The sequence below is a fragment of the Archangium primigenium genome, from assembly GCF_016904885.1.
GTDB lineage: Bacteria > Myxococcota > Myxococcia > Myxococcales > Myxococcaceae > Cystobacter > Cystobacter primigenius.
Genome location: NZ_JADWYI010000001.1, coordinates 8,949,836 through 8,971,499 on the forward strand (window position 1 = coordinate 8,949,836; position 21,664 = coordinate 8,971,499).

The 21,664-nt window shown below is 71.7% G+C and carries 13 protein-coding genes; 5 read left to right on the plus strand and 8 right to left on the minus strand.

Going from position 1 to position 21,664, the window contains the following annotated elements; all coding sequences use genetic code 11:
* Positions 1-92: 92 nt before the first annotated feature.
* On the minus strand, positions 93-1,490 hold the full coding sequence (sthA, locus tag I3V78_RS36730) for a Si-specific NAD(P)(+) transhydrogenase (RefSeq protein WP_204495386.1): 1,398 nt from the start codon (positions 1,488-1,490) through the stop codon (positions 93-95).
* Positions 1,491-1,575: 85 nt separating this feature from the next.
* Between sthA and I3V78_RS36735 the strand changes: the two genes are divergently transcribed.
* From I3V78_RS36735 to I3V78_RS36745, 3 genes are all read left to right on the plus strand, one after another.
* A complete protein-coding gene (locus I3V78_RS36735; protein ID WP_204495387.1) occupies positions 1,576-2,511 on the plus strand; it encodes an MBL fold metallo-hydrolase in 936 nt (311 codons plus the stop codon).
* 50 nt (positions 2,512-2,561) lie between these two features.
* A complete protein-coding gene (locus I3V78_RS36740; RefSeq protein WP_204495388.1) occupies positions 2,562-4,322 on the plus strand; it encodes a M14 family zinc carboxypeptidase in 1,761 nt (586 codons plus the stop codon).
* 88 nt (positions 4,323-4,410) lie between these two features.
* Complete coding sequence (locus I3V78_RS36745) at positions 4,411-7,746, plus strand: ATP-binding protein (protein WP_204495390.1); 3,336 nt, start codon at positions 4,411-4,413, stop codon at positions 7,744-7,746.
* 7 nt (positions 7,747-7,753) lie between these two features.
* Here the strand turns inward: I3V78_RS36745 and I3V78_RS36750 are convergent, their stop codons facing one another.
* The 6 genes from I3V78_RS36750 to I3V78_RS36775 form a co-directional block, all read right to left on the minus strand.
* Positions 7,754-8,332 carry a hypothetical protein gene (locus tag I3V78_RS36750; RefSeq protein ID WP_204495392.1) on the minus strand — a complete coding sequence of 193 codons (579 nt, stop codon included), beginning with the start codon at positions 8,330-8,332 and terminating at the stop codon, positions 7,754-7,756.
* A 110-nt stretch (positions 8,333-8,442) separates the two neighbouring features.
* Positions 8,443-9,411, minus strand: a complete 969-nt coding sequence (locus I3V78_RS36755; protein ID WP_204495394.1) for a lytic polysaccharide monooxygenase — start codon at positions 9,409-9,411, stop codon at positions 8,443-8,445.
* A 78-nt stretch (positions 9,412-9,489) separates the two neighbouring features.
* Entirely contained in the window at positions 9,490-10,071 is a 582-nt protein-coding gene (locus I3V78_RS36760; protein ID WP_204495396.1) for a hypothetical protein, read from the minus strand.
* A 160-nt stretch (positions 10,072-10,231) separates the two neighbouring features.
* Positions 10,232-13,573 (minus strand): adventurous gliding motility lipoprotein CglD, encoded by a 3,342-nt coding sequence (gene cglD / locus I3V78_RS36765; RefSeq protein ID WP_239576927.1) that lies wholly within the window; start codon positions 13,571-13,573, stop codon positions 10,232-10,234.
* 280 nt (positions 13,574-13,853) lie between these two features.
* Positions 13,854-17,645 (minus strand): AAA family ATPase, encoded by a 3,792-nt coding sequence (locus I3V78_RS36770; RefSeq protein WP_204495401.1) that lies wholly within the window; start codon positions 17,643-17,645, stop codon positions 13,854-13,856.
* Positions 17,642-18,886, minus strand: a complete 1,245-nt coding sequence (locus I3V78_RS36775) for an exonuclease SbcCD subunit D C-terminal domain-containing protein (RefSeq protein WP_204495403.1) — start codon at positions 18,884-18,886, stop codon at positions 17,642-17,644. Before I3V78_RS36775 ends, I3V78_RS36770 begins: the two co-directional genes overlap by 4 nt.
* 236 nt (positions 18,887-19,122) lie before the next feature.
* Here I3V78_RS36775 and I3V78_RS36780 point away from each other — a divergent pair, with 236 nt between their 5' ends.
* A complete protein-coding gene (locus tag I3V78_RS36780; RefSeq protein ID WP_204495405.1) occupies positions 19,123-19,881 on the plus strand; it encodes a lysophospholipid acyltransferase family protein in 759 nt (252 codons plus the stop codon).
* Between the two features lie 6 nt (positions 19,882-19,887).
* Here I3V78_RS36780 and I3V78_RS36785 read toward each other — a convergent pair whose 3' ends face one another.
* Complete coding sequence (locus tag I3V78_RS36785; protein ID WP_204495407.1) at positions 19,888-20,508, minus strand: GNAT family N-acetyltransferase; 621 nt, start codon at positions 20,506-20,508, stop codon at positions 19,888-19,890.
* A gap of 121 nt (positions 20,509-20,629) precedes the next feature.
* Between I3V78_RS36785 and I3V78_RS36790 the strand changes: the two genes are divergently transcribed.
* Entirely contained in the window at positions 20,630-21,610 is a 981-nt protein-coding gene (locus I3V78_RS36790) for a glycoside hydrolase family protein (RefSeq protein ID WP_239576929.1), read from the plus strand.
* Positions 21,611-21,664: the final 54 nt, after the last annotated feature.

Genomic DNA, 21,664 nt, shown 5'->3' on the forward strand with positions numbered 1-21,664 from the left:
CCGGGACGCTCCGAGGAGAGACGCCCGGTGAATGCCCCCGCGCCTCCGCCAATCCCTGACAGGAATGTCGTGGAGGGCGGGACGCCCGGGGCTCAGAACAGCCGGTTGAGGCCGTTGAGCGCCGCCACGCGATAGGCCTCGGCCATGGTGGGGTAGTTGAAGGTGGTGTTGATGAAGTAGTCGATGCTGTTGCCCGGGCCCTCCTGCGACATGATGGCCTGGCCGATGTGGATGATCTCCGAGGCGTTGTCCCCGAAGCAGTGCAGCCCGAGGATCTCCCGCGTGTCCCGGTGGAAGAGCATCTTGAGCATGCCCACCGTGCGGCCGGTGATCTGCGCGCGCGCCAGGCTCTTGAAGAAGGCGTGGCCGACTTCATACGGCACGCCCTGGCGCGTCAATTCCTGCTCGGTGCGGCCCAGGCTGCTGATCTCCGGGCTCGTGTAGATGCCGCTGGGGATGTCCTTGACGAGCTTGTGCTCCAGCCGGCCCTCGACGATGTGCGTGGCGGCGAAGCGGCCCTGGTCATAGGACGCGCTCGCGAGCGAGGGATTGCCCACCACGTCGCCCACCGCGTAGATGTGGGGCACCACCGTCTGGTAGGCGTCGTTCACCTGGATGTTGCCGCGCGAGTCCGTCTGGATGCCCAGCGCCTGCAGGCCGATGTCCTGGGTGTTGCCCGTGCGCCCGTTGGCCCACAGGAAGATGTCCGCGCGCAGGCGCTTGCCGCTCTTGAGGTGCAGCACCACCCCGTCGTCGCTCGTCTCCACGCGCTCCATCTGCTCCTGGTGGCGGATGAGCACGCCCTGCTCGCGCAGGTGGTAGCTGAGCGCGTCGGAGATCTCATCGTCCAGGAAGGACAGGAGCCGCTCGCGCGTGTTCACCAGGTCCACCTTCACGCCCAGCATGCGGAACATGGAGGCGTACTCGCAGCCGATGACGCCCGCGCCGTAGATGATCATCGTCATCGGCGTGTCGCGCAGGTTGAAGATGGTGTCCGAGTCGAAGATGCGCGGGTGCTGGAAGTCCAGGTCCGGCGGGTGGTAGGGCCGCGAGCCCGTGGCCAGCACGACGGACTTGGCGGACAGCTGCTCGCTGGCGCCCCGCGGCTCGCTCACCTCCAGGGTGTTGGCGTCCAGGAAGCGCGCCCGGCCCACCACCAGCTCCACCCGGTTGCGCTCATAGAAGGTGGTGCGCAGCTGCACCTGGCGCGACACCACCGAGGTGGCGCTGCGCATCATGTCCTTGAACTTCCAGCGGTGGGCCAGCTCGACCCGCAGGTCCGGGTGATCGATCTGCACGTCCACCAGCCGCTGGATGGCGTGGCGCAGCGCCTTGGACGGAATGGTGGCGGTGTGGGTGCAGGCGCCGCCCACCAGGGGCTGTTGCTCCACCACGCAGACCCGCTTGCCGGACTTGGCCGCCTTCATGGCCGCCCCCTCGCCGCCCGGACCGGAACCAATCACCACGATGTCGAAATGCCGCACGCTCATGGGCCGATACTTCTCCACCCCCGAGAACTCGGGAAGAAATCATTTCTCGCCTGCTAGCGTAGGCAACCCAACCGAGAGGTCCCTCATGCCGCCGCGCTTCAAGAACCTGGATGGCACCGGTCCCCATCCCCTGAGCAACGTCTTCAAATGGGCCGTGGGCGACAAGCTGGCGGGCAAGCGTCGCCAGAGTCCGGCCACCTGCGTCATGCGTCGGGTGGAGCCCGACCTGGCCGTCCTGGCGGTGCCACCCGCGCCGGGAGAGGGCGCCCGCCTCACGTGGCTCGGCCACGCGAGCTGGCTCGTGCAGCTCGACGGCGTGTCCCTGCTCATCGACCCGGTGCTCGGCGACACGATTCCCGGCTTCATCCGGCGCAACACCCCGCCCGGGGTTCCGGTGAGCGGGCTGCCGCGCATCACCGCCAGCCTGGTGTCCCACAACCACTTCGACCACCTGGACCTGCCCACGCTGCGCCAGGTGGGGGCCCCCATCGTGGGGGGCCTGGGCCTCGCGCGCTACTTCCAGCGCGCGCGGCTGCCCGTCACCGAGCTGGACTGGTGGGGCTCCACCCGGGTGGGGCCCGTGACGGTGCATTTCGTGCCCGCGCAGCACTGGAGCCGCCGCGGCGTGAACGACGCCAACGAGACGCTCTGGGGCGGCTTCGTGGTGGAGGGCACGAGCGCCCGCGTCTACCACTCGGGGGACACCGCCTACTTCGAGGGCTTCCAGGAGATCGGTCGGCGCTTTCCGGCGCTGGACGCGGCGCTGCTGCCCATCGGGGCGTATGACCCGGAGTGGTTCATGTCCCGGCAGCACATGAACCCCGAGGAGGCGGTGAGGGCCTTCGTGGACCTGGGAGCGCGGCGCTTCCTCGCCATGCACTGGGGCACCTTCAAGCTCACCGACGAGCCCCTGGACGAGCCGCCCCAGCGGCTGGACGCGGAGTGGAAGCGCCGGGCCCTGCCCTCCGAGCCCCTGCACGTGCTCGCCGTGGGCGAGAGTCTGGGCGTGCGCCAGGGTTGAGCCGGACGGCCGGGTGTGGTCAACAGACGGCCTTGACCCCAGGCCCGCCCATGCTCCTGCCCACCCTGCTCGCCCTGACCCTGCACCAGGCCCCCCTCACCACCGCCTCCGAGACGAGCGGCTGGACGCGCACCGGCCGCTACGCCGAGGTGGAGGCCCTGTGCCGGGCCTTCCCCAAGCGCTACCCGGGCAAGGTGCGCTGTGACACCTTCGGCACCACGCCCGAGGGTCGGCCCCTGCTCGCGCTCGTGGCGAGCGCGGACGGCACCCTCACCCCCGCCGCCGCGGCGAAGAAGCAGCGCCCCGTGGTGTTCTTCCAGGGCGGCATCCACGCCGGGGAGATCGACGGCAAGGACGCGGGCTTCTGGCTCTTGCGCGACCTGCTCGACGGCAAGGCCCTGCCGGGCACGCTCCAGGCGGTGACCACGGTCTTCGTGCCGGTGTTCAACGTGGACGGGCACGAGCGCTTCGGCCCCAACAACCGCCCCAACCAGGTGGGCCCCGAGCAGATGGGCTGGCGCACCACCGGACAGAACTACAACCTCAACCGCGACTACGTGAAGGCGGACGCCCCGGAGATGGTGTCCATGCTCACGCTCCTGCACACGTGGGATCCGCTCGTCCTCATCGACCTGCACGTCACCGACGGGGCCCAGTTCGAGCACGACGTGAGCGTGCAGATGGAGCCCCAGAAGACGGGCCCCGAGCCGCTGCGACGCGCCGGGGAGAAGATGGTCGCGGAGCTGCTCCAGGGGCTCGAGGCCCGGGGGCACCTGCCCCTGCCCTTCTACCCCGCGTTCGAGGAGTGGGACGACCCGACCTCCGGGGTGAGCTACGGCGTGTCCCCGCCGCGCTTCAGCCACCCGTACTGGCTGGTGAACCGGCGCTACGGCGTGCTGGTGGAGACGCACTCCTGGAAGCCCTACGCCCACCGCGTGGCCACCACGCGCCACGTGCTCGAGGGCCTGCTCACCCTGTTCGCCCGGGACGGCCAGGCCCTGATGAAGGCGCGCGCCCAGGTGGACGCCGAGGCCGAATCCGGCCAGGTGCGCGAAGTGGTGCTCGCCTGGGAAAACACGAAGGCCAGTCACCCCATCGCCTTCCGGGGTTATGCCTACGAGCGCTCCAAGTCCGACCTCACCCAATTGCCGTGGATTCGCTACGACCCGTCCAAACCCCAGGTCTGGACCATTCCCTACTTCGAGGAGATCCGCCCCGCGCGCACCGCCACCCTGCCCCGGGGCGGCTACCTGGTGCCCCCGGCGCATGCCGCCTGGGTGGCCCCCAAGCTCGCCGCGCATGGCCTCGCCTTCCAGCGGCTCGGCCAGGCCCGGCCGCCCACGGACGTGGAGGTGTTCCGCGCCACCGCCACCGCGCTGCGGCAGGACTCCGTCGAGGGCCACCAGGGCCTCACCGTCCAGGGCGGGTGGACGCACGAGACCTGGCCCCTGCCCGAGGGCACGCTCTACGTGCCCGCCGCCCAGAAGAGCGCGCCCCTCGTGGCCCACCTGCTGGAGCCCCAAGGACCGGACTCGCTCGTGTCCTGGGGCTTCTTCAACAACCACTTCGAGACCAAGGAGTACATCGAGGAGTACGTGGTGGAGCCCTTCGCCCGGGAAGTGCTGGCGCGCGACCCCGCCGTGAAGGCCGCCTGGGAGGAGCGCCTGAAGGACCCCACCTTCGCCGGGGACCCCAAGGCCCGCCTGCGCTTCTTCGCCGAGCGGCACCCGGCCCGGGACACCCACTTCAACCTCTACCCCGTGTTCCGCGTGGACACGGCGCCGCCGGGCCTGAAACCGGTACGCCGATGAAGCTCCGGACTTCCGGGCTCCCCTCGACGGTTCGCGCTCCGACTGGGAGAATGGACTTGTCGAGCAGGTGGGCCGCCCCCGGAGGATGATGAACAACGAACGTGACCTGCTCGAGCAGGCCCTGGCGGTGCTGGAGGGCCAACGCGCGGTGCTCGGCGCCGAGGCCACCGAGGCCGCGTTGGCCGCCTTGCGCGCGCGGCTCACCGCCCTGGCGGCCCACATGCCGCTGGAGCGCCGTCACGTCACGGTGTTGTTCGGGGACCTGTGCGGCTTCACCGCCCTGAGCGAGCGGATGGATCCGGAGGACGTGGGCGAGCTGATGAACCGGCTGTGGGAGCGCGTGGACGCGGCCATCTTCCGGCACGGCGGCCGCATCGACAAACACATCGGGGATGCCGTCATGGCGCTCTGGGGCGCGGATGGCTCGAGCGAGGACGACGCCGAGCGGGCCATCCACGCGGCCCTGGACATCCAGTCGCGCCTGGCGGCGTTTCCCGGCGCGCCGCCCGAGGGCATGCACATGCGCATCGGCATCCACACGGGGCCGGTGCTGCTCGGCGTGGTGGGCACGCTCGGCGAGCTCACGGTGATGGGCGACACCGTCAACACCGCCAGCCGCCTGGAGCAGGCCGCGCCGCCCGACGGCATCCTCGTGTCCCACGTGACGTGGCGCCAGGTGAGCGAGGCCTTCGTGGCCGAGCCCCAGCCCGCCCTGCGGCTCAAGGGCAAACAGGAGGCGCTCCAGGTGTACCAGGTGCTGTCCGCCCGGCCCCGCGCCTTCCAGCGGCGCCGCGGCCTGGAGGGCATCTGGGCCCGGCTGGTGGGGCGCGAGCGGGAGCTGGGCACGCTGCGCGAGCAATTGCTCGAGGTCATCGCCGGCGGCGAGGCGCGCGCGGTCACCATCACCGGCGAGGCGGGCATCGGCAAGTCGCGGCTGCTCGGCGAGTTCGAGACGTGGCTGGAGGCGCTGGAGGTGACGCCCCTGTGCCTCCGGGGCCGCGCCAGCCCGGAGATGCGCCGCCACCCCAACGCCCTGCTGCGCGACCTGTTCTCCTTCCACCTCCAGGTGCAGGAGAGCGACTCGGCCGGCGTCATCCGCGCGCGCATGGAGGAAAGCTTCCAGGCGGCGCTGGGCCCCGGCGAGGGCAGTCAGATCCGCGCCCACCTGGCCGGCGCCCTCATCGGCTTCGACTTCAGCGCGAGCCCCCACCTCAAGGGCACGCACATGGACGAGCAGAGCCTGCGCGCGCGCGGCCTCGCCGCCCTGGGCGACTACTTCCACGCCCTCTTGCGGCGCGAGCCCATGGTGCTCTTCCTGGAGGACGTGCACTGGGCGGACGACAGCGCGTTGGATCTGCTCGAGCGCCTGTTCCAGACGCTGTCCGCCGAGCGCCTGCTGGTGGTGTGCACCGCGCGGCCCGAGTTCTTCGAGCGCCGCACGCGGTGGATCCACGCCGGCGCGCACCGGCGCCTGGAGCTCGCGCCGCTCGTGCCCGAGGACAGCCACCGACTGCTCTCGGAGCTCCTGCGCAAGGTGGAGGACATCCCCCCGGCGCTCGAGGCGCTCGTCGTCACCCGGGCCGAGGGCAACCCCTTCTACCTGGAGGAGCTCATCCAGATGCTGCTGGAGGAGGGCGTCATCCTCGTCTCCGGCGAGCGCTGGCGCGTGGAGGCCCGGCGGCTCACCACGCTCAAGGTGCCCCCCACCCTCAGCGGGGTGCTCCAGTCCCGCCTGGACAGCCTGCCGCCGCGCGAGCGGGAGATCCTCCAGCGCGCCTCCGTGGTGGGCCGCATCTTCTGGGACGAGTCGCTCCTGAGCATGGACGCCGAGGGCGCCACGTCCACCGCGCTGCACGACATCCTCGCCGCCCTCCAGGAGCGCGAGCTCATCTTCGAGCAGTCCAACTCCTCGTTCTCCGGCGCGCGCGAGTACATCTTCAAGCACGCCATCGTGCGCGAGGTGGCCTACGAAACGGTGCTCAAGCGCGAGCGGCGCACCATCCATGGCAGCATCGCGGAGTGGCTGCTGGCGCGCGGGGGCGGACGCTCGCGCGAGCACCTCGGGCTGCTCGCGGACCACCTGGAGGCCTCCGGCCAGGGCGAGCGCGCGGCCACGTCCCTGCGGCGCGCGGCGGAGGAGGCCCTGGGCCTGTTCGCCCACACCGAGGCCCGGGCCTTCCTGGAGCGCGCGCTGGCCCTGTGCGCCGAGGACAACCACCCCGAGCGCTACGCCATCGTGGCCGCGCGCGAGCGCGTGCACTCCATCCTCGGCAACCGGCCCGAGCAGCGCCTGGACCTGGACGCCATGGAGTCCCTGGCGGTGCGGCTGGGGGACGAGCGACGGCAGACGGAGGCGGCCCTGCGCCGCGCGCTCTACGCCCTGGAGGTGGGGGAGCTGGAGACGGGCGAGGAGGCGGTGCACAAGGCCATCCGGCTCGCCCAGGAGTTGGGCGACGTGCCCAGCGAGGCCATCGCCCACCTGCGCTGGGGCAGGATGCTGCGCCACCACCTGGGCGACTTCGTCCAGGCCCGCGTCCACTTCGAGCGCAGCCTCACGCTCGCCGAGTCGGCGCGGCTCGTCCAGGTGGAGGTGGAGAGCATGCTCAACCTGAGCGCCACCCTGCACGAGGGAGGAGACCTGGCCGCGGGCCTGGCCCACATCCAGCGGGTCCTCCCCTTCTGCCAGTCCCTCGGGGACCGGTGGCTGGAGATCTCCGCCCTGCGCTACCTGGCCTACATGCACAAGGACCTGGGTGACTTCGCCCGGGCCCGGGCCGACTTCGAGCAGACGCTCCAGTTCAGCCGCGTCATCGGCTACCGCTTCTGGGAGACCATGGACTGCTGCAACCTGGCGCGCATCCACCACCACCTGGGCGACTCCGAGGGCGCGCTGGACTGGGCCGACCAGGCGCTGCGGCTGGCCGAGGAGACGGGCAGTCCGCGCTACCAGGGCTACATCTGGATGAGCCGGGGGCTCGCGCTGATGGCGCTCGAGCGCCTGAGCGAGGCGCGCGACGCCTTCCTCCACTCGCGGCGCATCCGCGTGGAGACGCGCATGCCCCACCTGGAGTTGGAGGCCGTGACGGGGCTGGCCGCCGTGGAGCTCGCCAGTGGGCACCCCCTGCTGGCGCTCGGGTATATCGAGCAGCTATTGCCCGCGCTCCAGGCCGAGGGCCTCCACGGCGTGGAGGAGCCCTTCTGGATGTGGCTCACCTGCTTCCGGGTGCTGCGCGCCCAGGGAGACCGGCGCGCCCTGCTCGTGCTGGAGCAGGCCCACCAGCGGATGCAGACGCTGGTGGGGAAGATCCAGGACGAGTCGCTCCAGCGCTCGTTCCTGGGCATTCCCACCCACCGCACGCTGCGCGAGGAGTGGCTGCGCCTCTTCGGCGACACCCACGCGCCGTTCGCCCGGCCCCTGCAGTAGCCGCGCGCTAGAAGCGCAGACCCACCGTGGCCACGACGTCGAAGAAGCCGCCGCTCGGATCCTCCACCTGGTTGGACAGGTCCTCGCTGAGCAGCAGCCGGTACGTCGCACGGGCGCCCGCGGTGAGCTTGCCCACGTTGAACTCGACGCCCGCGGCCAGGGGCAGCTCGCCCACCAGGCCGGACCGGTAGCCGCCCAGCAGCGTGCCCTCGGCGAAGACGTACGAGCCGCCCACGCCCACGCCCACGAAGGGACGCACCACCTCGATGAAGGGCAGGGACAGCTTGGCCAGCGCGCTGCCACCGTGGCGCGTCAGGGCCAGGTCGAACACGCCCGCGCTGCTGATGGGGTTGTACGCCCCCTCGTAGCCGATCTCGAAGCCGAGGAAGCGCAAGGGTTGCAGATTCAACGTCGCACCCCAGGACGGGCCCACCTGGACGAAGTTGCCTCGGGTGCCCGTGTAGTTGCCCACGCCACCCTTGAGGAAGACCTTCACCTTGCCCGTGGGATCCTCCTGGGCCGCCGCCGTTCCCGCCGTGCCCAGTGCCGCCACCAGTCCCAACACCGCCATTGCTTGACGCGACATGTCCACTCTCCTGTTCGCCGATGCGTGGGCGCAGGCTAGGCATCCACCGCGTGGGTGTGCATCCCCCCGCGGTGGAATTGTTGGACAGTGGTGTCGCGCCGCCCGGGACCTCAGGGCTGGGTGGCGGGCTTCTGGATGTCGATCTGGAAGCGGTAGCCGTCCTCACGCACGTAGACACTGTTGCCCTGGGCCGCGTCGAGCGGGGAGATCTCCCCCTCGGCGTCGAGCGTGCCCACGCGCATGACGCGCGAGTCCTGGTTCACCCGGCGCGCCAGCCGTCCGAGCCAATCCGCCGCGGGGCTCTCCGCGCCGTCCAGCCGCACCTGGTGCCGCTCCACGTCATGGCCCTCGGCATCGAACACGCGGAAGGTCACCGTGCTGCCCGCGGGCAGCGCCTCGCGCGCGAGCACCGGCTCCACCTCGCGCCACGCCAGGCCGCCGAGCGTCTTGGCCGCGCCGAGCTCCACGTCCACGCACGCGTAGAAGGCCTCCGGGCTGTCCGAGCGCTGCCAGATATTGTAGATGACGTGCTTGCCCGTCCTGCCCTGCGGGAAGGGGCAGTTGAGCGTGTAGCGGCTGTTGATGAGCGGCGCGCTCGGCACCGTGCAGAAGGGCGTCGACTCCAGGTCCGACCACTTGAGCGGCCTGGTCGGGTCATACCCCTGCCGGGTGATGAAGAACTGGAAGTCGCGCGCCGCGTGCGGCGCGGTGGCGTGGTAGACGAAGTCGAAGCGGCCCTGCCCATTGGGCGCGATGCGCTTGCTCGGCCAGTCCGAGCGCGCCAGGTCCAGGCCCTTGTGGACCTCGCTGTTGGCGCTGCACAGCTTGCCGTCCGGGATGAGCGCGCGGTGATTGCCGTTGGCGTCGCCCTGCCGCACGCCGTTCCAGTCGTAGAACGCCTGCGTCCCGCCCGCCGCGATGGCGGCCTTGCACGCGGCCGACTTGGGCGTCTCCGGCCCCTCCTTGTAACAGCCGTACACGCGGCTCAGGGGGACCTCGATGGAACCGTGGGCGAAGGACGTGCCCGCGCTCATCAGGGACAGCAGGGCCACGGGCGACGCGACGAGAAAGTTCCGCATGGGGGAAAACTCCGATTCCGGGATTTCCCCTAATGGAGGAAACCCGACGGATTTTCGGGTCATCCCCCGGCGAACGAATCAGAAGCGCAGGCCCGCGGTGGCGAGCAGGTCGAGGTAGTCCCACAGCGCGTGGTCCTTCGCCTCCGAGCCCACCAGCAGCCGCCACGCCGTGCGCGCGCCCACCCGGAGGCGGCCCGAGCCGAACTCGATGCCCGCGGACACGGGCACCTCGCCCAGCAACGTCGTGCGTCCGAACAGCTCGTCACCGCGCGGCTCCAGGGCGAACGAGCCGCCCACGCCCACGCCCACGAAGGGCCGCACGAACCGGGACACCGGCAGCGAGAGCCGGGCCAGCACGGAGACGCCGTTGCGCAGCAGGTGGTGGTCATAGCGCTCACCGTCATAGAAGAAGTTCCTCGAGCCCTCGTAGCTCAGCTCGACGGCGAAGAAGCGTGAGGGCTCGAACGCCACGCCCACGCCCCAGCTCGGGCCCAGATGCGAGACGACGCCCAGGCCCGTCGGGAAGACGCCCCCGCCGCCCCGCAGGAAGACCGTCTTGCCGCTCTGGAACGCCTCCTCTTCCTCGGCCGCCGCCGCCCGCGTTGCCCAGCCCAGCGCCGCGACCAGTCCCAGTGCCACCACGCCTGCATGACGCGACATCCCAGCCCCCATGTGCTCTGTCAGGAGCGCGCAGGCTAGCCAGCCCTGGCGTCGCCGCCCAACGACTTTCCCGGCATCCGTCCGCCAGGGAAAAAACAGCGGGGCCGGCGACCCTCCGGTGAGGAGGACCACCGGCCCCGGGACGACCCGACGCGCGGCCTCAGTTGAGCTTCGGCTCGCAGCGGCAGGAGCTCATGTTGCACTGCGTGTCGCCGCCGCAGGTGCCCCCGCAGTTGTCCCGGCAGATGCAGGCGCAGGAGTTGGCATCCGCCTGGTAGGACGGGCCGCAGTTGAGCGCCGCCGTGTCACAGACACAGGCACAGGCGGTGGCGTCGAAGCGGAAGCCCGGCGAGCAGCTCGCGGACGCGGCGCACTGGCAGGTGCAGGTGCTGGTGTTGCAGGCCTGGAAGCTGCCGCACATGCCGCCGCACTCCGAGCCGCAGGCGAAGTCACACACGTTCTTGTTCGTGTTGCACACCGTGCCGGGAGCGCCCCCACCGCCACAGTCCGACGGGCAGTCGCACCGGTTCGTCTGCCGGTTGCACACGAGGTTGCCCTTGCAGAAGTCCGGGTCCGCGGGATCGTAGTAGCCCGCGTCCGTCGCGCACGGCGGCGGGCTGCCCTCGGCGTTGCGCGACAGGTCGCTCCAGTAGCGGTAGGAGATGGCCGCCCGGGTGGCGCCCGCGTTGGCCGGACGGCACGCGCCGTAGAAGGCCAGGGCCTGGCTGATGCCGTCCACGTCGAAGCCGTTGACGCGGCTGCGCGGCAGGTCGTTCTTGTTGCACAGGGACTCGTTCTGCACCGCCTCCACGGCCACGCGCACCGAGGCGCCGATGGGCGGCTTGAGCGTGCGGTAGCCCGTGGAGGCGATCACGCTGTCCATGATGCTGCCGATGGTGTTCTGGATGGAGCTGGTGCTGCGGATGCTGCCCACGATGCCGCCGGTGGCCTGGATGACGTCCTTGTGGCGCAGGTCGTGGATGGGTTCGCCCGGGTAGCACTCCCCGCCGTCCGCGGAGTCGCAGATGATGCCGTGCATCTGGATGGGCGTCCCGGTGGGGTTGGCGCCCTTGAAGTAGTCGATGTACGAGCTGACGGGCGTGGTGTCGTTCGTGTCGCGCACGTCGGTCAGGATGATGACCACCAGGCGCGCCCCGGCGCGGTACTTCTTGTCCGCGGCCGTGCTGGAGCTGGACATGTAGTCCACCGCGGCCCGCGCGCTCGCCAGGGTCATCTCCTCGCTGGAGCCGGACACGTCGATCCAGCAGCGCTGGGTGGTATCCGGGCACGCGGCGTCACGCTGGAGCCACGCCTTGAACTGGTTGATGTCCCGGGTGAAGCCGCGGAACACGCCGCCGTTGGGCAGGCCATAGCCCATCTGGGTATACGACGAGGTCACCATGGAGATGCGCCAGTCGAGCTGCGAGTTGCCCAGCCGGTTGGCCACCGCCGCGGCGGCGTTGCCCAGCGCGCTCTGGGACGTGGCCATGGAGCCGCTGTCATCCACCACGAAGAGGAAGTCCGCCATGCCGTTGCCAGTGGTGAAGGGCTCGCACTGCACCGCGTCCGAGTCACCGAACTGGGCCAGCGCCGTGCCGCCCGCCGTGTCGCCCATCACGAAGAGACCCGGCTCGGTGAAGCGCGCCGCGGGGGTGATGGCCACCACCACGAGCACGCTCGCGTTGGAGCGGTGCACGTACTGCGCCTGGATCTTGAACGGTCCGGGCGTGGACGCGCCCCCGGCGAGCGAGCCCGCGCCCGAGCCCACCAGCCCATTGGCCACCGTGTTGGCGTAGTCGCGCAGGGACACCGCCGAGCCCTGGTCATAGAAGGCCTGCACCGCGGGGTAGCCGTCCCACGAGGTGAACGTCTGCGTGGTGCCCGGCTTCACCGCCGGGGAGAACTGGCCACGCACGTACAGCTCGTCGCCCACCACCGTGGTGGACGAGCCCGCCTGGGTGCGCTTGTAGGCGACGAAGGCCACCTGGTTCGTGTCGTCGTACCCCACGAAGCCCCGCGTCTTGCCGCCCACGACGATCTGCTTCACTTCCTTGAAGGAGGGCCGGAGCGCCAACCGGATGTCTCCGCCGTTGTCCTCCTGGAAGCTCACCTGGCGCAGGTTCTGCGCCGCGCAGGCGTGGCCCGCGGGGCCGCTGCCATCCCGGCCATTGAGCGGATCCAATTCGCCTGGGTCCACCCGGCCATTCTGGTTGGAGTCCTCGGCGCCATCCGCGATGCCGTCCCCGTCCGAGTCGGCCTTGAGCGGATCCGTCTGGGTGGAGGGGTCCGCGTCGCCCACGTAGCCGCACGTGGTGACGGGCGCGCCGCTCGTCGGCACCCCGCGCTCCACGCCATCCAGCAGGCCGTCATGGTCCGTGTCGCGATCCGTGGGATCCGTCTCGCCGGGGTCGCGCTTGCCATTGGCGTTCAGATCCTCGCCCAGGAAGGTGCCCTGGTTGGGACCATCCAGGAGCCCGTCACAGTCCGAGTCCTTGGAGAGGGGATCCGTCTCGCCCCGGTCCACTTGGCCGTTGTGGTTGCGGTCCTCCACGCCGTCCTTGAGGCCGTCCCCGTCCGTGTCGGGGTTGCGCCAGTTCGTCTCACCGGGATCGTGCACGCCGTTGTGGTTGGCGTCCTCGATGTGGTCCGGAATGCCGTCACCGTCGGAGTCCTGGAGGGGACCGCCGCCGCAATCCGTCCCATCCTTGGGGTCGGTCTCGCCCGGATCCTTGAGGCCATTGCCGTTGAGATCCTCGGCGCCATCCAGGCACGAGTCCCCGTCCGTGTCGGCGTTGAGCGGGTCGGTGCCGGTGACGTTGCGCTCGGTGGCGTCCGACAGCTTGTCACCATCCGTGTCGCGCTTGCGGGGATCCGTCTCGCCTGGATCCAGCTTGCCGTTGCGGTTGGTGTCCTCCTCGCCGTCCGAGAGCCCGTCTCCGTCCGAGTCCCGGTTGGCGGGATCCGTCTCGCCCGGATCCAGGCGGCCGTTGTGGTTGCGGTCCTCGAGGCCATCCAGGATGCCGTCCCCGTCCGTGTCTGGGTTGGTGGGGTTGGTGCGGCTGCTGGGGTCCAGGTCCGACTGGAAGCTCTTGAGACACTGCGGCAGGGTATTGAGCGAGGCCGTGCGACCGACCTCCAGACCGTCGCGCAGGCCGTCCCCATCCGAGTCCCAATTGCCCGGATCCGTGCGCGCGTCCACCGCGTAGATGTTGCCCCACTCCTCGGCGTCGGACAGGCCGTCACAGTCGGAGTCGATCTTCGTGTTGTTGGAGGAGCGCGGCCCCGGGGGCGGTCCATAGGGGGGCGCGGGAGGAACGGGCTCGGGCGGCTCGGTGGGAGGACATCTCGGGTTGTTGGGGTCCGGGCAGCCCGTGGGCGTCGTCACCACACACGCGGGATCATTGGGATCCGTGCAGTTCGCGTTGGGATCCAAGGGCCCGGGTTTGGCGCCACCACCATCGTCACAACCAAAGACAAACGCGGCCAGGGCGGCCGCGAGCATACGGGGAGGGGCTCTCATACACAGCCTCGCGGGGTACAGGGGACCGCGAATCTGGGGATCCGCTTTTTTGTCGCCTAGTGGGTTTCACGGTGCCCTGCCCTCGCGTCCAGGGCCGCTGCCCGCGCGCGTACAGAGCCCCGCGGAAATCCGCTGGCTGGTGGGCAGACGCGCACGCACCCGTTCACTGCCGGAGAGTGCATGGGTGTCGAAGAATTCCACGAGGCCCGAACACCGGAGCCAGTCCCCGTGGACCGGTCCGGTGTGGGTGTTGGACAGCGCGCTAGGCCACCGACGCGGAGGGCCGACGGGTGGCGGGCAGCTCACTGAAGGCGCCGCCGTCGCCCACTACCTTGAGCAGACTGCGACCCGCGCCCTGCTTCACCACGCGCACCTGCGCGCCAATGCGCTCGGCCAATCCGGACACGTGGGAAATGATGCCCACCTGACGGCCCGTGGCCTGGAGCGCGTCGAGCGTGGCCAGCGCCATCTCCAGGGTCTGGGGATCCAACGTCCCGAAGCCCTCGTCGATGAAGAGCGTGTCCACCTGGGTCGTCTCGGAGGAGAGCGAGGCGAGGCCCAGCGCCAGCGCCAGGGACACGAGGAAACTCTCACCGCCCGAGAGACTGGAGACGGCCCGCACCTCGTCGCCCATGTCCCGGTCCACCACCTGGAGGTCCAGGTCATGCCCCGGCACCCGCATGAGGCCGTAGCGCGGCGCCAGCTCCCGCAGGTGCGCGTTGGCGTAGTGCAGCAGGGCGTCCAGGGTGAGGCTCTGGGCGAACACCTTGAACTTCTTGCCATCGTGCGAGCCGATGAGCTCGCTGAGCGTGCGCCACACCTCGCTGTCGCGCTCGCGCTGGGCGCGCAGCCGGGCCTGCTCGCCCTGCTTCGCGCGCGCCTGGTCATCCAGCGTGAGCCGGGCCCGCGAGCCCTCCGCCGCGCGCAGTCGCGCGTCCGCCTCTTGCCGGGCGCGCTCCAGCGCCGCCGAGGCCTCGTCCCGCGCCAGGGCGGGCACGTCGGTGCCCTCGTGCCGCTCGCGCCGGGCGCGGCGCTCGTCCCACACGGAGCCGCACCGGGCGAGCTCCTGGGTGAGCGCGTTGAGGGCCCGCTCCTCGGACTGACACCACGCGGCGTCGCGCGCGAGCAGGCCGCGGACGGCCGCCAGCGACAACCCCCGCTCGGCGAGCAGTGCGCCGAGCTGCGACTCGGCGCGCTCGTGGGCCTGGGTCGCGGTCACCACGGCCGTGGAGGCCGACTCGGTGCGGGTGCTCGCCACGGCCAGCACCTGGGCCGCCTTCGCGGCGTCGTCCTTGCGCGCCTCCGCCTCTCGCGTCGCCACGCCCAGCGTCCGCTCCAGCTCCGCGCGCACCTCGGCCGTGGGCCGCCCGTTGCACAGCGCCGCGCGCTCGGCCCGCGTCTTGTCCCGCTCCGCCTCCACCCGCGTCCGCTCCCGCGCGCACGCCTCCGTCTGACCCTGGCGCAGCTCCACCGTGGCCGCGGCCGGAGCGCGCTTCTCCGCCAGTTCGCGGACGGTGCCCTCCTCCTGACGCAGGAGCTTTTCCTTGTCGTTCCAGTTCGTCACCGCCTTCTTGCAGCGCGTGTGGAAGGCCCCCGCGTTCGTGGACAGGTCCGACTCCCACTGGGGCCAGTCCTTGAAGGCCACCGCCAGGGCCGTCTGGAGTTCGCGCCGGCTCAGGGACAGGCGCTCCACCTCTTCCTGGCCCCGCGTCTCCTCCTCGGCGTTGCGCCGCGAGGCCTCGTCCGCCTGACGCCAGGCCCCCTCCGCCGCGTCCGCCGCCACGCGCGCCTCGTCCCGCGCCTTGCGCGCGGCCCGGGCCTTGACGGCCCGCTGCTCGGCGGCTTCCTCTTCCACCCGCAGCGCCTCGTCCCGCGTTCGCGCCGCCTCGAGCGCATCCACGAGCCAGCGCTCCGCGTCGGGTGCCTCGACGGACTCGGGCGGGCGCGGCTCCGTGAGACGGGCACGTGACTGGCTCCAGGCCTCGCGCTGGACCCCGCCCCGCTTCGTGGCGGCGTCGCGTCGCGCCTCGGCCCGCGACAGGGACTGCCCCGCGCTCTCGGCCTGGGCACTCGCGGCGGACTCCGCGCGCGTCGCCTCCTGGAGCCCGGCCTCCAGCTCGGCCACTCGCGCGCGGCCCTCCTCGACCAGACCCTCCAGGGCCGCACCGGCCCGGCGGTAGGGGTGCTCGGTCGCGCCGCACAACGGACACGGCTCGCCGTCACACAGATCCGCCCGGCGCGCGGTGAGGCCCTGCGCGTCCCGCGCCCGCTCGAACGCGCGCCGCGCCTCCTTCAAGAACAGCTCGCCCTCGGTGCACCGGGCCCGAGCGGCCACCGCCTCGGCCTCGGCCGTGGCGCGGGCCGTCCGGGCCTCCTCCACGTCGCGCGTGGCCTGGGCCGCCTCGTCCAGGGCCTCCCGCGCCGCCCGCCGCGCCACGTCCAGCTCCTTCAACACTTCCCGCCGCGTCCGCAATGCCTCGCGCTGCCGTCGACGCTCGGGGCCCAGGTCCTGGCCCTGCTCGGACTCGGTCTGGACGACGCGCGCCTCCGCCTCACGCCACCGCGCGGCCGCCTCGCGGTGCGCCACCTCGTGGCGGTGGGCCTCCAGGCGCAAGGGCTCGGCGCGCGAGCGGCGGTCCTCGAGCGACGGGCGGACCGCGGCCTCCCGCTCGACCACCGCCTGGTAGCGCTTGAGCTCCTCTTCCCAGCGCGGCCACTCCCGGGCCACCGCCTCCACGGGTTTGCACTTGTCGCGCCAGAGCTGGATCTCCTCGACGCGTTTGAGCGCGGCGGTTTCCTGCTCGGCCAGCGCCGTGAGCACGCCCTGGGCCGCCGCCTCCAGCTTCCGGGCCTCCTCCCACTTGCGAGTCGCCTCGCGCGCCTGCTCCTGGACGTGCTGGAGCGCCGTGTCCAGCGTCTCCGCCGCCACCAGGGTCGGACGGGCCTCGGCGTCCGCGCGCACCGCGGCCTCGCGCCGGGCCTCCGCCGCCTCGCGCGCCGCCTCCCGCTCGTGCACCCCCGTGCGCGCCGACTCCTCCTCCGCGCGCCGGGACGTCGCCTCCGCTTCCGTGCGCGCCCGCTCGTGCGCCGCCGCGTCCACGCCCGACACCGGCGCGCGCAGGGCCTCGGCCGCGCGGACCCGCTCCCATTCCTGACGTCGGGGCTCCGCGGCCCGCAGGGCCTCCTCGGCGCGCGTGCGCGCCTGCTCCGCGTCCTGCTCCTCGGCCAGGTGCTTCGCGCGCGCCTCGTGCCAGCGCACCGCGCCCTCCGCCCGCGTCCGTGACGCCTGGGCCTCCGCCAGCGCCCGCTCCTCGCCCACGAGCCCGTCCGTCAACGCCTGACGCTCGCCCTCGGACAGCAACTGGATGGCGGCCACGCCCTGGTCCAACTTCGCCAATTCCTCCTGCGCCTGGCGGTGGCGCTGGTGCGCGGCGATGGACATGCGGCTGTACACCTCCGTGCCCGTCATGCGCTCGAGCAATTCCGCGCGCTCCTCGTCCTTGGCGCGCAGGAAGGCGGCGAACTCGCCCTGGGCGAGCAACGCCGAGCGCCGGAACTGATCGAAGGACAGGCCCAGCCGCTCCTCGATGGCCTTGAGCACCTCGCCCTTCTTGCGCCCGATGGGCGGCCCGACGCCCTCCGAGGTGAGCTCGGTGAGCTGCATCTCCTGGTCCTGCAATCGGCCCTCGGCGCGGTTGCGCGCGCGCCGCACGGACCAGCGCGCCCGGTACTTGCGGCCATCCCGGCCGAGGAAGTCCACCTCGGCGAAGCCCTCCGCCGTGCCGCGCCGCAACAGGCCCCGGACGTCATGCGAGCGCAGTCGCGCGTCCTCGTCCTCCTCGGCGCGGCCCACGGGCACGCCCCGACCCTCGCCCAGGCGCGGCGTGCGATCGAAGAGGGCCAGGCACATGGCGTCCAGCACGGTGCTCTTGCCCGCGCCCGTGGCGCCGGTGATGGCGAACAGGCCCATGGCGCTGAGCGGCGGCTGATCCAACTCCAGCTTGAACGCCGTGAGGCTGGTGAGGTTGGCGCCCCGGATGGCGAGGATCTTCATGACGCGTCCTCCTGCACCTGGGTGAGCAGCAGGTGGAAGGCCTCGAGCAGTTGGGGGGACAGCGGCTCGGTGTAGTCGCGGGCATACCGCGCGCGGAAGACGTCCTCGGGGGTGCGATCCTTGAGCGAGGCGCCCGGCGCGGCCTCGGACAGGGCGTGGCCCGAGCCCGTGTAGCGCGGGGTGAGCTTCACCAACCGCGCGTGCTTGCCCTCCAGCGCGGCCTCCACCTGACGGCGCAGGGACGGCTCGGGGCGGGACAGCTCCACGCCCACCTCCAGGTACGGGCGCCGCCAGTCCGGCAGCGCCGCATCGGCCGGAGGCAGCGCCTGGAGCGCCTTCACCACGGCGTCCAGGGGCGACTCGCCCCGCTCGGGCACGCGGAGGATCTCCGCGGTGCGCGGCACGGGCAGCGACTCCACGCGCCCCAGGCGCTCGCCCTCCATTTCCACGAGCAGCACCTGGTGGGCGTAGTTCCGCTCGGACAGGGACAGGGGCAGGGGCGAGCCGCTGTAGCGCACGCCCTCGCGGCCTCCCACGCGCTGCGCCTTGTGCAGGTGCCCGAGCGCCGCGTACGCCACGTCCTCGGGGAACAGGTCCACGGGCAGCGCGTGCTGGTTGCCGCCGAGGATCCGCCGCTCGCTCAGCTCGGACAGCTCCGTGCCCACCATGTAGCAGTGGCCCATGGCCACGAGCGCCTGTCCCGGAGCCCGCCGCGCCCGCGCCGCGTCCAGCACCTCGGTGTAGACGGCGCGCACGCCCTCGATGAGCCGGTCCCCCACCTCCTCGGGAAACAGGGGCAGGTCCGCGGGCCGCAGGTAGGGCACCGCCGCCACCCACGCGCCCACCGCGCCCCGCGCGTCATGCAGCGGCACCACCAGCCGCTCCAGGTCCACCGGCTCGCCGGGCCGCGACAGGCCGCCCACCACCCGCACGCCCATCGCCGTCAGCAGGGGATGAGGCGCGTCCAGCCGCGCCGCCGAGTCGTGGTTGCCGCCGATGACGACGACGTCCATCTCGGGCCGCCGCCGCCGCGCCTGGGCGACGAAGCGGTACCAGGCCGCCTGGGCCTCGGCACTGGGGTTCGAGGTGTCGAAGATGTCACCGGCCACCAGCAGCGCGTCCACCTCGCGCGCCTCCAGGGTGTCGAGCAGCCACTCGAGGAAGGCCGCGTGCTCGGCCTCGCGCGTGGTGTCGTACAACGTGTGCCCCAGGTGCCAATCCGACGTGTGCAGCAGCCGCATCCGTGCGATCCCCTCCGAGCGTCGCGAGCGGAGGGAGGGCTCCCCTGCCTGCTCGCACGTTCAGGCACGGGGCAGTGTGCCGGGGTGGGGCGCGATTGCCAACCCCCGAGCGAGGCCTGTCCTCTTCCCTGGAGGGCGGGCGGCGGGGAGGCGGGTGGATGGACGGTGCGCGGACGAGGCCAGGCGGGCATCATGGCGGCGCCGTCCGTCCCCCCCTTTTCCACGAGCCCCACGAGATGAAGGTCCTGGCCACCCTCTGGTTCTGGGTCGTCTTCCTGACGACCGCGCCGATCTGCACGACGGTGGGCGGCTTGCTGTGGCTCGTCACCTGGCCCTTCGACCGCAACCACGCCGCGCTGCACGCCTTCGTGAGCCGCTGGTGCCACGTGCTCTACCTGTCCTGGCCGGGCTGGAAGGTGCGCATCGAGGGTCGGGAGCACCTGCCCGAGGGGCCGGCGATCATCGTCGCCAACCACCAGTCCGCCTCGGACATCCTCGTGGCCATGGGCCTGGGCCACCCGTACAAGTTCGTCGCCAAGGCGTCGCTCTTCCGCACGCCCATGGTGGGCTGGTTGATGACGTGGATGGGGTACGTGGCGGTGCGGCGCGGCACGGCCCAGGCCATGGAGCGCATGCTGGCGGACTGCACCGGGTGGCTGCGGCGCGGCGTGCCGGTGCTCATCTACCCCGAGGGCACCTACTCCTCCACGCCCGTGCCCCTGGCCTTCAAGCGCGGCGCCTTCCAGCTCGCCATCGCGGAGCAGGTGCCCGTGGTGCCCGTGGTCATCGAGGGGACGACGCGCATCCTCGGCTGGGATGGCTTGTGGCTGGGCCCGAGCGCCCGGGTGCGCATGCGCGTGCTGCCGCCGGTGCCCGTGGCCTCGTTCGGCGAGGATCCCGTGGCGCTCGCCGATCGGGTGCGCGGCCTGTACCTCGAGGCGCTCGGCCTGCCCGCCGAGGCCCAGGCCCCGGTGCGCGAGCGCAAGAGCGCCTGAGGCGCGTCACCCCTCGGCGCCGGACACCGCCGTGGAGCGCCAGAAGTACGTGGCGCCCTCGACCCCCGCCACGGACAGCCGCTGGAACCCCATGCGCTCGTAGAAGCGCACCGCGCGGAGGTTGCCGCTGCCCGTGCCCAGGTGCAGCGAGGGTGCTCCGGCCCGCGCCACGGCCGTGAGGAAGGTCTCCACCAGGCGTCGGCCAAATCCCGCGCCCTGGGCCTCGGGCAGCAGGTCGACGTGCAGGTGCGCGGGATGGGGCGCCAGTTCGGGGAAGAGCTGGGCCTCGGGGCGATGGAGCAGGGCGATGAGTCGCTCCTCGGCGGTGCGCGGCGATGCGACGGGCGGGGGATGACTTCCCGCCACGCGTGGCAGCCACCGCTCGCGCCACGCGGTCACGAACGCCGGCGTGTCCGCGGTGCCGAGCACATAGCCCACCACCCGCTCACCCGCGTCCAGCACGAACGCCCGCTCCGGCTCGAGCGCGAGGTAGGGGCCCGCGAAGAGGTCCGGCAGCAGCGCGTCGCGCGGGTAGTGTCCCCGGGCGTCCTCTCCATTGGCGCCCGTGCGCACACAGATGTCATACACCGCATCCCAATCGCCTGGCTGGTAGGGGCGAAGCCGCATGGGACGCGCCTATATACCCGAGCCGCTGCGGGTGGGGACGCCAGCATTGACATCCCGCTTTTACGGGTTTTTGCTGGACTTCCGGTCCACGTGGGACCGCGCTCGCCGACAGGTGCTCCCGATGAAGCGACACAGGATGGTGGTGGCCATGGCCCTCGCGGGCGTGCTGGGTGGAAGCACGGAGGCGCTCGCCGCGCCCCCCTCGGACGGGCCACGCGCCGAGCTGCATGGCCTCATCGAGAACGTCACCCAGGCCAATGCGCGCCGCTATGGCAGCCGGGACAGCATGGGCCGGACCATGGACACCGCCAAGCTCATCCAGGATCCCGCGGGTGGCTACCTGGCCGTCTACCACACGTATCTCAATGGAACGCCCCGCGTCAGCGTGGCCACCTCCGCGGACCTGCTCAACTGGACCTTCCAGCGGGAGCTCGGCACGCTCGCCTCCCAACCCCACATCATGGCGTTGCCCAACGGCGCCTATCTGCTGGCCTGGGAGCAGGAGCCCAACAACCACCTGGCGTTCCGCTACTACGCCACCCGGAACGATCTGCTCAGCGGCGTGGCCTCGCGCTCCTTCGACGCGCCACGCACCCTGTCCTCCTGCGCCGAGGGCACGCCCAACCTCTACTCGGTGACGCTGTCGCCGGACATCGACCACTCGGTCATCGAGGTGGGCGGCCACTACTACTGGAACTGTGACCGGGACCGGCAGCAGCGCGGACGGCTCACCAACTTCCGCGCCTGGAGCACGAGCGCCCAGGGCACCTTCGACAACGCCCTGCTGCACTGGGGCGTGGGCGGCAACATCGGGGACCGCGATGCCTTCGCCTACAAGTCGTTCACCTATGGCGTCATGGAGGGGCAGTACACGAAGAACGACTTCGGCTCCTGGCGCGCGTTCATCTTCGACTATCAGACGGGCAACGCCGAGCCGCTCGCCATGCGCACCGACGCGGGCAGCACGGCGTTCGCCAATCCCTCGCTCACCGTGCTGACCGCGCCCAACGGACAGCGGGCCATCGCCGTCAGCATGTTCCTGCCCAGCGAGGGCGCCAAGGGTGGCGAGGCCGGCCAGCTCATCTACTATCGGACCTATTGAGCACGCCCGCGCGCACGCGGCGCGCGGGGTGGATTGCCGGAGCCGTCGAGGGCT